This is a genomic window from Bradyrhizobium cajani, assembly GCF_009759665.1.
Lineage (GTDB): Bacteria > Pseudomonadota > Alphaproteobacteria > Rhizobiales > Xanthobacteraceae > Bradyrhizobium > Bradyrhizobium cajani.
Map to the genome: position 1 here is coordinate 57,066 of NZ_WQNE01000023.1, position 12,072 is coordinate 69,137.

At 63.7% G+C, this 12,072-nt stretch carries 9 protein-coding genes; 3 read left to right on the forward strand and 6 right to left on the reverse strand.

Annotated features, from left to right (window positions below):
- Positions 1 to 18: 18 nt before the first annotated feature.
- A complete protein-coding gene (gene urtA / locus GPL20_RS25005) occupies positions 19 to 1,278 on the reverse strand; it encodes an urea ABC transporter substrate-binding protein (RefSeq protein ID WP_157332603.1) in 1,260 nt (419 codons plus the stop codon).
- Positions 1,279 to 1,447: 169 nt separating this feature from the next.
- Here urtA and GPL20_RS25010 point away from each other — a divergent pair, with 169 nt between their 5' ends.
- Together GPL20_RS25010 and GPL20_RS25015 are read left to right on the forward strand one after the other, a co-directional pair.
- Positions 1,448 to 4,819, forward strand: coding sequence for a hybrid sensor histidine kinase/response regulator (locus GPL20_RS25010; RefSeq protein ID WP_254125491.1), 3,372 nt, complete (start codon positions 1,448 to 1,450; stop codon positions 4,817 to 4,819).
- Positions 4,803 to 5,732, forward strand: a complete 930-nt coding sequence (locus GPL20_RS25015) for a response regulator (RefSeq protein ID WP_167533197.1) — start codon at positions 4,803 to 4,805, stop codon at positions 5,730 to 5,732. The genes GPL20_RS25010 and GPL20_RS25015 overlap by 17 nt, the downstream gene beginning before the upstream one ends.
- 214 nt (positions 5,733 to 5,946) lie before the next feature.
- Here the strand turns inward: GPL20_RS25015 and GPL20_RS25020 are convergent, their stop codons facing one another.
- Both GPL20_RS25020 and GPL20_RS25025 read right to left on the reverse strand, forming a co-directional pair.
- Positions 5,947 to 7,449, reverse strand: coding sequence for a flavin-containing monooxygenase (locus GPL20_RS25020; protein WP_157332605.1), 1,503 nt, complete (start codon positions 7,447 to 7,449; stop codon positions 5,947 to 5,949).
- Positions 7,450 to 7,572: 123 nt separating this feature from the next.
- Entirely contained in the window at positions 7,573 to 8,331 is a 759-nt protein-coding gene (locus GPL20_RS25025; protein ID WP_157332607.1) for a S1 family peptidase, read from the reverse strand.
- Between the two features lie 119 nt (positions 8,332 to 8,450).
- Here GPL20_RS25025 and GPL20_RS25030 point away from each other — a divergent pair, with 119 nt between their 5' ends.
- Positions 8,451 to 9,086, forward strand: a complete 636-nt coding sequence (locus tag GPL20_RS25030) for an HAD-IA family hydrolase (RefSeq protein WP_157332609.1) — start codon at positions 8,451 to 8,453, stop codon at positions 9,084 to 9,086.
- A gap of 125 nt (positions 9,087 to 9,211) precedes the next feature.
- Here the strand turns inward: GPL20_RS25030 and mtnA are convergent, their stop codons facing one another.
- The 3 genes from mtnA to GPL20_RS25045 form a co-directional block, all read right to left on the reverse strand.
- Positions 9,212 to 10,318: an S-methyl-5-thioribose-1-phosphate isomerase gene (mtnA, locus tag GPL20_RS25035; RefSeq protein ID WP_157332611.1), complete on the reverse strand. Its 1,107-nt coding sequence runs from the start codon at positions 10,316 to 10,318 to the stop codon at positions 9,212 to 9,214.
- 18 nt (positions 10,319 to 10,336) lie between these two features.
- A complete protein-coding gene (locus tag GPL20_RS25040; RefSeq protein WP_157332613.1) occupies positions 10,337 to 11,212 on the reverse strand; it encodes an S-methyl-5'-thioadenosine phosphorylase in 876 nt (291 codons plus the stop codon).
- A 281-nt stretch (positions 11,213 to 11,493) separates the two neighbouring features.
- A complete protein-coding gene (locus GPL20_RS25045; protein WP_157332615.1) occupies positions 11,494 to 11,766 on the reverse strand; it encodes a phosphopantetheine-binding protein in 273 nt (90 codons plus the stop codon).
- Between the last annotated feature and the right edge of the window lie 306 nt (positions 11,767 to 12,072).

Genomic DNA, 12,072 nt, shown 5'->3' on the forward strand with positions numbered 1-12,072 from the left:
TCTTACTGGTAGCGCTTCTTACTGGTAACCCTTGGGGAACGGATCCGGCTCGACGAGATCGGCGGTCTCGTAGATCAGCTCGAACTGGCCATCGAGCTTGGCGCGCCCGACCCGGGTCTTCGACCAGAGATGATGGTTTTCGTGGATGCGCACGTAACCTTCGGGAGCGCCCTTGAACTCGACGCCCGGCGAGGCCGCCGCGATCTTGTCGACGTCGAAGGAGCCCGCCTTCTCGACCGTCAACTTCCACAGCCACGGGCCGAGATAGGCAGCCTGGGTGACGTCTCCGATCACGGTCTTCTCGCCCCACGCCTTCTTGAACGCCGGAACGAACGCCTTGTTGTTCGGATTGTCGAGTGACTGGAAGTACTTCATGCAGGCATAGGCGCCCGCGATGTTTTCGCCGCCGATGCCGTCGATCTCGTCTTCGGTGACCGAGATCGTGAGCAGCGGCTGCTTGGCGAGGTCGATGCCGGCGGCCTTGAGCTGCTTGTAGAAGGCGACGTTCGAGCCGCCGACGACGTCGGTGAAGATCACGTCCGGCTTGGTCAGCTTGATCTTGTTGATGACCGAATTGAACTGGGTGCTGCCGAGCGCATAATACTCCTCGCCGACGACCTTGCCCTTCAGCACGTTCTCGACGTGCTTGCGCGCGATCTTGTTCGAGGTGCGCGGCCAGATGTAGTCGGAGCCGATGAAGAAGAACGACTTCGCGCCCTTCTCCTTGGCGATCCAGTTCAGGCCGGCGAGAATCTGCTGGGTCGCCTCCTGGCCGGTGTAGATCACGTTCTTGGACTGCTCGAGACCCTCGTAGAAGGTCGGGTAGTAGAGCATGCCGTTATACTGCTCGACGACGGGCAGCACCGCCTTGCGCGAGGCCGAGGTCCAGCAGCCCATGATGGCCGCGACCTTGTCGTTGACGAGCAGCTTCTTGGCCTTTTCGGCGAAGGTCGGCCAGTCGCTGGCGCCGTCTTCCTGGATGAACTTGATCTTGCGCCCGAGCACGCCGCCGGCGGCGTTGATCTGCTCGATGGCGAGCTTTTCGGCCTCGATCGAGCCGGTCTCGGAGATCGCCATGGTGCCGGTCGCCGAATGCAGGATGCCGACCGTCACCTCGGTATCGGTCACCGCGAGGCCCGTGGTATTGACCGCCGAGGTCGCCGGGGCCTGCGCAAAGGATGCCCGCGGCAGCATCGTGATGGCCGGCACGGCCGCCATCCCCATCAATAGTTTGCGCCGGAGTGGCGACAACAGGCCCTTGTTTGCTTCGTCTGACATGAGCACCCCACTTTTGTTCGAGGACACGCGTTGGTGTCGTGAGGATGGCTCGAATTTGTGCAGCTCAAGCATACGCAAGATCGCGTATACTGCACCGCAAAATACCGACGTAGGCTTTTGGTACGGAATTTGCGAGGGATCCGCGCGGGTATCGGGAGTGGGGTTTTAGGTGGCAGGGCGGCAGCGAATAGACCGCGTCAGGCGCCAGTACAACCAATGGGTCGCCAACCAGACGCTGGAAGACTACGCGCTGCGCTTCACGGCCAAGAGCGCACGCCGCTGGTCCGCCGCTCGCGTCGCCAACACGGCGCTCGGCGCGATCTCCTTTCTGGCGCTGGAGGCGATCGGGGGCACCATCACGCTGAACTACGGCGTCACCAATGCCAGCGCCGCGATCCTCGTCGTGTCCACCATCATCTTCTTCTGCGGCGTGCCGATTGCCTACTACGCTGCCAAATGCGGCATCGACATCGACCTGCTCACCCGCGGCGCCGGCTTCGGCTATATCGGCTCGACCGTGACCTCGCTGATCTACGCCTCCTTCACTTTCATCTTCTTCGCCATCGAAGCGGTGATCCTGGCCACCGCGCTCGAAATGTGCTTCGGCATTCCGCGCCCGATCGGCTACCTCATCAGCGCGGTCGCGATCATCCCGCTCGTCACCTATGGCATCACGCTGATCAGCCGCTTCCAGCTCTGGACGCAGCCGATCTGGGTCATCCTGCATATCCTGCCCTTTGCCGCGATCGCCTGGGCCAATCCCTATTCGTTCACGGAGTGGCGCAAGTTCGCCGGCGAGCACGGCGACCCCAGCGGACATTTCGACCTGTTGCTGTTCGGTGTCGCATCCTCCGTGGTGTTTTCGCTGGTGGCGCAGATCGGCGAGCAGGTCGACTTCCTCAGGTTCCTGCCGCGCGACCGCCGCACGTCGCGAACGTCGTGGTGGATTGCCCTGCTGATCGCAGGGCCCGGCTGGATCATCTTCGGCGCGCTGAAATTGCTGCTGGGCTCGTTTCTCGCCTTCTTCGCGCTGAGCCACGGCCTCTCCGGCGAGCTGGCGGCCGAGCCGGCGCACATGTATCTCGAAGCGTTCCGCTACGTGCTGTCGCAGCCGGACATGGCGCTGGCGCTCACCGGCGCGTTCGTCATCCTCTCGCAGATCAAGATCAACGTCACCAACGCCTATGCGGGCTCGATCGCCTGGTCGAACTTCTTCTCGCGATTGACGCACAGCCATCCCGGCCGCGTGGTGTGGCTGGTGTTCAACGTCACGGTGGCTCTGCTCCTGATGGAGATCGGCGTCTACAAGGCGCTGGAGCAGACGCTGGCGCTCTACTCCAACGTCGCGATCGCCTGGGTCGGCGCGCTGGTCGCCGACCTCGTCGTCAACAAGCCGCTCGGCCTGCGTCCGCCGCAGATGGAGTTCAAGCGCGCTCATCTCTACGACATCAACCCGGTCGGCGTCGGTGCCATGACGATCGCGACCATCGTCTCGATCGCGGCGTTCTACGGCCTGTTCGGCCCGACCATGAAGGCGCTGGCGGCGTTCGTTGCGCTGACGGTCGCCTTCGTCACCGCACCAATCATCGCCTGGCTCACCGACGGGAAATATTACATCGCGCGCAAGCCCAAGAAGAGCTGGGCCAATATCGAGGCGATCCAGTGCTGTATCTGCGAGCACCATTTTGAGCCGGAGGACACCACCTCCTGCCCGGCCTATGCCGGCCCGATCTGCTCGTTGTGCTGCTCGCTCGATGCGCGCTGCCACGATCTCTGCAAGCCGCATGCGCGCGCGCAGGTACAATTCTCCGATGCGCTCGGCAGAATCCTGCCGCAGCCGATCTATCAGCGGATCAACTCGCAGTTCGGCCACTATGTCGGCGTGTTCGTTGTCTCGGCCGGCCTCGTCGCGCTGGTGCTCGGACTGATCTATCTCCAGACCTCGGCCAGCGTGCAAGGCGAGAACGCGCTCGTCTCCAACGTGCTATGGAAGGTGTTCTTCTCGCTCAGCATCATCATCGGCGTAGTGGCCTGGCTGTTCGTGCTGGCGCAGCAGAGCCGCCGGGCCGCGGAAGCCGAGACGCGGCGGCAGACCGCGCTTCTGATTCAGGAGATCGATGCGCATAAGCGCACCGATGCCGAGCTCCAGCGCGCCAAGGAGGTCGCCGAATCCGCCAATCTCGCCAAGAGCCGCTACGTGGTGGGCCTGAGCCACGAGTTGCGCTCACCGCTGAATGCGATCAGCGGCTATGCGCAGCTCCTGGAGCAGGACGCGTCGCTCGCCACCAAGCCGCGCGACCAGGTCCGCGTGGTCCGCCGCAGCGCCGACCACCTCTCCGGCCTGATCGACGGCATCCTGGATATCTCCAAGATCGAGGCGGGACGGCTGTACCTGTCGCGCGACGAGGTTCGCCTGAGCGAATTCCTCGACCAGCTCGTCGGCATGTTCCGCCTTCAGGCCGCCGCCAAGGGCATCGATTTCGTGTTCCGGCGGCCGCCGCATCTGCCGGTCGTCGTCTATGCCGACGAGAAGCGGCTTCGCCAGGTGCTGATCAATCTGCTCTCCAACGCGATCAAGTTCACCCAGGCCGGCAGCGTACAGTTCGTGGTGCACTATCGCAGCCCCGTGGCCGAGTTCGAAGTGATCGACACCGGCCCCGGCATCCAGGGCGACGATCTCGAACGCATCTTCGCGCCCTTCGAACGCGGCGCGCTCGGCGTCGCGCAGCCGCAGACCGGCACCGGGCTCGGCCTGACCATCAGCCGGCTGCTGGCCGGCGTCATGGGCGGCGATATCAAGGTCATGAGCACCGTCGGCACCGGCAGCACGTTCAAGGTCAAGATCCTGCTGTCGGAAGTCACCAATCCGCAGCGCATCGCGCCGGTGGAGGCGCCGGTCTCCGGCTATCACGGCGCGCGCAAGACCATCCTGATCACCGATGACGACCCGGTTCATCGCGACCTACTGCGCGAGGTGCTGACGCCGCTCGGCTTCATCCTGCTCAGCGCGCCCGACGGGCCCGGCTGCCTTGCGCTGGCGCAACATTGCCGGCCCGACCTGTTCCTGCTCGACATCTCCATGCCGGGCATGGACGGTTGGGCCGTGGCGGAAGCCTTGCGCGCGAGCGGCCACCACCAGGCGCGCATCCTGATGGTCTCCGCCAGTGCGCTGGAGGCCCACGGCACACCGCTGGCGCAGCCCTTCCACGACGGTTATCTGATGAAGCCGATCGACATCCCGCGGCTGCTGGAGACGATCCGCCAGCTCCTCAAGATCGAGTGGCAATACGGCTCGGACGAGATTGTCGTCCCGTTCTGGCGGCCGGAGAGTGGATCGAAGCCGCCGGTGCGGCACATCGAGGCACTGATCGGGCTCGGCCAGATCGGCTATGTCAAAGGCATCCAGTTGAAGCTCGACGAGATCGGCAGCGAGCATCCCGAACATGCCGACTTCGTCGCGCAGATGCGATCGCTGGTCGATCGCTTCGACCTAGACCAGTATATGGCCACCTTGAAGACGTTGCATGCGCATGAGCATTGAGCCCAAGAAGCGCGACGTCGCGCTCGTTGTCGACGACTCCCCGGAGACGCTGCGGCTGCTCACCGACGCGCTCGACGGCGCCGGCATGACGGTGATGGTGGCGCTCGACGGCGCGGCCGCGATGCGCATCGTCGACCAGATCACGCCCGACATCGTCCTGCTCGATGCGGTGATGCCCGGCATTGACGGGTTCGAGACCTGCCGCCGCCTCAAGCGCGATGCGGGTCTTGCCAATGTTCCCGTGATCTTCATGACGGGCCTGGCCGAAACCGAGCACATCGTGCGCGGGCTGGAGGCCGGCGGCGTCGACTACGTGACAAAACCGATCGTGATCGAGGAGATGCTGGCGCGCATTCGCGTGCACCTCGGCAATGCCAGACTGACGCAGAGCGCGCGCGCCGCGCTCGACGTCTCCGGACGCTTTTTGTTCGCCGTCAACCGGAAGGGTCACGTGCTCTGGGCGACGCCGCAGGCGCAAAAGCTCCTGGCCGATCACCGGAGCGCGCAGGCCGACGACGACTTCGTCCTGCCGCCCTCGCTTCTGCAATGGCTCGAGCAGGCGAAGGTCAAGGGCAGCTCGAAGTCTCAGGCGGCGTCCCTGCCGGACAATCCGCAGCTCCGGCTCTACTACATGGGCGAAACCGCGCCGAACGAGTTCCTGCTGCGGTTGTCCAGGGAGTCCGGCACCGCGCTGCCGCCCGAATTCACCAGCGAGCTCGGCCTCACCACCCGCGAAGGCGAGGTGCTGGCCTGGCTCAGCAAGGGCAAGACCAACCGCGACATCGCGCAAATTCTGGGATTGAGCCCGCGCACGGTCGACAAGCACCTCGAGCAGATCTACGCCAAGCTCGGCGTGGAGAACCGGACGGCGGCGGCCGCGATCGCCACGAATGCGACACGGCGGAATTCGTAGCGGTACTAATAATCTTCGACGCCGCTAGCCCAATTAAAGGTGTCGTCCCGGCGAACGCCGGGACCCATACCGTGTGATCTCTCGATCTTGGGCGGTCGCAATACCGAACGACGAATCTTCGCCAAACTCCTCCCTGGGGGTATGGGTCCCTGCTTTCGCAGGGACGACAGCGGAATATGTGGCGATCGCGATCGCCCCTCACACGAACAAGCCCTCACCCATACACGAACGCCTTGTCATCGAGGTCCGTCTTCGGAATCTCGTCCTTCTCGGTCCAGTAATCCTGGCTGTGCTGCCATTCCGGCTTGTCTCCGCGCTTGGGCAACAGATCCATGTTGCGCATCATGTAGCCCGGGTTGAAGTTCTCCGGATCGATCCAGGGCAGGATCGGCATGTTGTGGTCCTCGGCACGCAAGCTGACCTCGACCTTCCTGCTGCCCTTGGCCTTCATGTGACCGAGCAGCCGGCAGACGAAGTCGGCGACGAGGTCGACGCGCAGGGTCCAGCTCGCACGGAAATAGCCGAACACCCAGACCATGTTCGGCACGCCCGTGAACATCATGCCGCGATAGGTGACGGTATCGCCGAAGGCGAGCGGCTTGCCGTCGATCTCGAAGGCGATGTCGCCGAGGGCTGCGAGGTTGAAGCCGGTTGCGGTGACGATGACATCGGCTTCCAGCAGCTTGCCGGATTTGAGCTGGATGCCGTTCTCGACGAAGCACTCGATCTCGTCGGTGACGACGGAGGCCTTGCCGCTGGCGATGCCCTTGAACAGATCGGCATCGGGCACGAAGGCGATGCGCTGCCGCCACGGCCGGTAGCTCGGCGTGAAATGTTTCTCGACGTCGTAGTCGGGACCGAGGACCGCGCTGATCTGCCCAATCAGCTCCTTCTTCACCTGCTCGGGCTTTGACACGCAGAGTTTCGTGAATGCATCTTGCTCGAACAGGATCTTTCGCCGGACGATCTCGTGGATCCATTCCTCGTCGACCTGAAGCCTGCGCAGCTCCTCCGCGATCTCGATGGCGTTGCGGCCGAGCCGGAAATAGGTCGGCGAACGCTGGAGCATGGTGACGTGCGCGCACTTGTCCGCGATGTTCGGCACCAGTGTTGCCGCGGTCGCGCCGGAGCCGATCACCACCACCTTCTTGTTCGCAAGGTCGATGTCGTCGGGCCAGGTCTGCGGATGGACGATGCGGCCCTTGAAGCGATCCATGCCCTTCCATTCCGGCGTGTAGCCTTCCGAATGGCGGTAATAGCCCTGGCACATCCAGAGGAAGTTGGCGGTGAATATCTTCGGCTCGCCGGTATCGGTTGTCACCGCCTCGATGGTCCAGAGATTCTCCTCGCTCGACCAGCTCGCGGAATTGATCTTGTGCTTGTAGCGGATGTGCTTCGCAAGATCGTTCTCCTCGATCACCTCGTTCATGTAGGCGAGGATCTCTTCGGCGGTTGCGATCGGAGGCCCGCCCCAGGGCTTGAAGCGATAACCGAAGGTGTGGAGATCGCTGTCGGAGCGGATGCCGGGATATCTATGCGTGATCCAGGTGCCGCCGAAGCTCGCCTGCGTCTCCAGGATGACGAAGCTCGTGCCCGGAAGCTGCTTCGTCAGATGATAGGCGCTGCCGATGCCGGAGATGCCGGCACCGACGATCAGTACGTCGAAATGTTCAGAAGCTTGCTTGGTGGCGGCGTGGCCGCGAACAGCGACATTCATTGTTGCTTGTTGCCTTGCTTATTCTGTGGCCGGCCTTGACTGGACGGCGCGTTTCCTCCGCGACGGGCAGTGTCGCCCGCCGCGCTTCCGCTTCAAAATGACATAGATCAAGTCGCGGTCAAATCACAGCGCTGCACCCCAGCTCCGTGCGGTCTGCAAGATCCAGTCGCGATAGAGCGTGAGCGGCGTGACGCCGGTCAATCCGCCGCAACCGGCGGCATTGTTCGGTCCCGTCGACCAGCTGATGAGACCGACGAGCACGGTACCGTTCGGCTTGTCCTCGAACACGGGGCCGCCGGAATCGCCCGTGCAAGCGCCGATTCCATCGCGAACACCGTTGGTTACGGGATCGACCAGCCGGATCTGGAGCGTGCCCGGCTGACCCGTGGCCACGAGCGCCGCAACGCGCGTCGTACCGCCGCTCTTACCCTCACCGCGGACAGTGACGCCGATTCCGGCGATGACAAAGCGGCCACCGACCTGGATTGGAATGTTCGGCGCACCGACTGGCACGGTCGATTTTCCCTTGAGTGGAATATCGAGTTGCAGCAGTGCCACGTCGGCGGTCGCCCGATGCGTCTCCATCGCCTGCATGTTGAAATTCGGATGGATCGCGACGGTGCGGACATTCAACAATTGCGGCTGACCGTTCGCGTCGCGATCGACGATCTTGTAGTCCGCCCCGGGCTGGACGCAGTGAGCGACGGTAAGAACGACCCTTGGCGCGATCAGACTGCCGGTGCAAAAATTGCCGCGCGAACCGACGATGGTGACGACGGCCCGCGCAACGCCATCGACCTGCGGCGTGCCGCCACCGACGATGGCGTGAGCGGGCGTGGCAAGCAGCGCAGCGGCCGTGGCGAATGTCGCGATGGTCTTCATGGGGAGCATGTCTTGTCGGTTCGGTGGGGGGCGTCGTTTGCTTCGGGCTGGCCCTTGCCGATAGCGCGTGCTAGCCGTCTTGTCAGCTATCTTGGCACGAAATTGACGAGGGCGGGACCTTGACGATCGAGGCTGTGATCTTTGACTTTGGCGGTGTGCTGACGACCTCGCCGTTCGAGGCGTTTGCGCGGTTCGAGACGGAGCGCGGCCTGCCGATCGACATCATCCGCCGCACCAACGCCGCCAATCACCTGGAAAACGCCTGGGCTAAATTCGAGCGCGCCGAGGTCGATATCGACACGTTCGATGGTTTGTTCGCCGAGGAGTCGCGCGCGCTCGGCGCGGAGGTCCGCGGCCGCGACGTGCTGCCGCTGCTCCAGGGCGATCTGCGTCCCGAGATGGTCGTGGCCTTGAAGCGCATCAAGGCGCAATTCAGGACCGGCTGCATCACCAACAATCTGCCGGCGAACGCGATCGGCAGCCTCACGGGCCGCACGCTCTACGTGGCCGAGGTGATGGCGCTGTTCGACCACGTGATCGAGTCCGCCAAGATTGGTCTGCGCAAGCCCGATCCGCGCATCTACCGGATGATGGTCGAGACTCTGAAAGTCGATCCCGGCAACTGCGTCTATCTCGACGATCTCGGCGTCAACCTGAAGCCCGCGCGCGAGATGGGCATGACCACGATCAAGGTCGCCAGCGGCGCGCAGGCCATCGCGGAGCTCGAGAAGGCGACGGGGCTGAAGCTGGGGTAGTCTATCCTTCGTCATTGCGAGCGAAGCGAAGCAATCCAGAATCCCTCGGCGGCGACAGCCTGGATTGCTTCGTCGCAAGGGCTCCTCGCAATGACGGCGTGGGACGACCTCGCCCGGCGACCTGACTACTCCGCTCCGGCTGCGATCCGTTCCGGAAATGCCGCCGCCAGCGAAGCACGATCCGGTTTCAACACGCCACGCTCGGTGATCAGGCCGGTGACGAGCCGCGCCGGAGTCACGTCGAAGGCATAGTTCGCGACCGGCGATCCCTCGGGCACGATGCGCACAGTTTCCACCCGTCCGTCCGCCGTGCGGCCGGTCATGTCGGTGACCTCGATGCCGCTGCGCTGCTCGATCGGGATGTCGCGGATGCCGTCATTGACGGCGAAGTCGATCGTCGGCGACGGCAGCGCGACGTAGAACGGCACACCGTTATCGTGCGCGGCAAGCGCCTTCAGATAGGTACCGATCTTGTTGCAGACGTCGCCATTGGCGGCGACGCGGTCGGTGCCGACGATGGCGAGATCGACCATGCCGTGCTGCATCAGGTGCCCGCCGGTATTGTCGGGGATCACGGTGTGCGGCACACCGTGATGGCCGAGCTCCCAGGCGGTGAGCGAGGCGCCCTGGTTGCGCGGTCGGGTCTCGTCGACCCAGACATGGATCTTGAGGCCGCGCTCATGCGCGAGATAGATCGGCGCCGTCGCCGTGCCCCAGTCGACGGTGGCGAGCCAGCCGGCGTTGCAATGGGTCAGGACGTTGATCGTTTCGCCCGGCTTCTTCGCCGCGATCGTCTCGATCAGCTTCAGGCCGTTGCCGGCGATGCCGCGGTTGATCTCAACGTCCTGCTCGACGATCTCGTCGGCGCGCGCGTAGGCAGCCTCGGCCCGCTCCAGCGGATCGATCGGCGCGAGCGTCGCGCGCATCTCGTCCAGCGCCCATTTCAGATTGATCGCGGTCGGCCGAGCCACGACCAGCGTGTCATAGGCACGCTTCAGGCCGGAATCGGAGGCATCCTCGCGCATCGCCAGCGCCATGCCGTAGGCGGCGGTAGCGCCGATCAGCGGCGCGCCGCGCACCAGCATATCGCGAATCGCGACCGCCGCGTCTTCGCAGGATGTCAGCTTCGCAATGACGAACTCGTGCGGCAGCCTGCGCTGGTCGATCGCACCGACCGACCAGCCGTCACGCTCGCGCCAGATGCTGCGGAAATGCTTGCCGTCGACCTTCATGGCATTCTGCCTTTCGTATCACGCCCGCAGGATGCGTCCGGCCACCGCATCGAGCTTCTTCAGAAGCTCCGGATCGCGCGCCTCGGGCGCGGTGATCAGCGCGGTGTCGAGCGCGCGGTCCGAACCGATCGGGCACGGCTCGTGCTCGCGCGGAAAATCTTTCGCCAGCCGTGCCACCAGCGCCTTCGCCTTGTCGGCATTCGAGGTCAGCACGCGGATGATGTCCTGGACGGTGACGGCATCGTGGTCGGGGTGCCAGCAATCGAAATCCGTCACCATCGCGACAGTAGCGTAGCAGATTTCGGCCTCGCGCGCGAGCTTGGCTTCGGGCATGTTGGTCATGCCGATCACGGCATAGCCCAGCGTCTTGTAGGTCATGCTCTCCGCGTACGTCGAAAATTGCGGCCCCTCCATGCAGACATAGGTCCCGCCGCGCGCAAACGCGATGCCCTCGGCTTCAGCGGCCGCGGCAAGATGAATGCGCAAGCGCGGCGAGACCGGATGCGCCATCGACACATGCGCGACGCAGCCCCGGCCGAAGAACGAGCTCTCGCGCTTGTGGGTGCGATCGACGAACTGATCGACGAGAACGAAGGTGCCAGGCGGCAGTTCCTCCTTGAAGGAACCGCAGGCCGACAGCGAGATCAGGTCGGTGACGCCAGCCCGCTTCAGGACGTCGATATTGGCGCGATAGTTGATGTCGGAGGGCGACAGCCGATGGCCCTTGTCATGCCGCGGCAGAAACACGATCGGCAGACCCGCCATGGTGCCACGCCGCACGGGCGCCGACGGCTCGCCCCAGGGGCTCTTGATCGCCTCTTCGTGCGCACCCTCCAGGCCCGGCAGATCGTAGATGCCGGAGCCGCCGATGATGCCTAATACCGCTTGCGCCATGCCTGCTCCACCCGTTCGCCACGTGCGACATGGTTAAGCTATGCCAGCTTTGAGGCGGATTTGGAACGGGGATGGTAGGGGTGGATGCCGGCGCTGTGAGGGGCGCAAAGGTGGCGCGTCAAACTCGCCGTCGTCCCTGCGAACGCAGGGATCCATAACCACAGGCGGTGGTTTGGCGAAGACACGTAGTTTGGTACTGCGACCGTCAGAGGTCGATAGATTCCGCGGTATGGGTCCCTGCGTTCGCAGGGACGACCCGGGGAGAGAGTAGCGACCCTGGCTTAAGCCGCGTTCGCCGGCTGCAACTGGCTGGCGACCATCCGCTCCAGCGTCTCGACGGACTGGAAGTTCTCCGGTGTGATCTCGGCCTGCGGGATGGTGAAGTCGAACTCGGCTTCGACGCCGAGCATCAGATTGACCATGTCCATCGAGGTCAGGCCGGCATCGACGAGCTTGGCCGCCGGCGTGATGTCCGCGGTGAGCGAGTTCTGTTCGAGGATGCCCTTCACCAGGTTGATGATGCGATTGCGCACGTCGGTATCGAAGGCCTGCATCGGCAAATTCCCATTGTCTATCGAGGTTGGACCAGACTGCCGGCTACGATGGGCACGGCCGGTCGATCCCGCAATGGCGTCACCATTACTTCGCGTTTCTTAGTAAACGATGACTCAGATTGTCCGGAATTCGGGCTTCTTCCAGATCACTAACGCGATCGCGGAAATCCGGGCCATGCAAACAACCGGACCTTAACTGTTCATTCGGAATTGGGCTTTGTTTACCCTCTATTTCATCGACGAATTTGAATTAAATCCGTAGCCTCTCCTCACAAGCAAAGATGGTCGGAGGATCGCTGAAGCGAC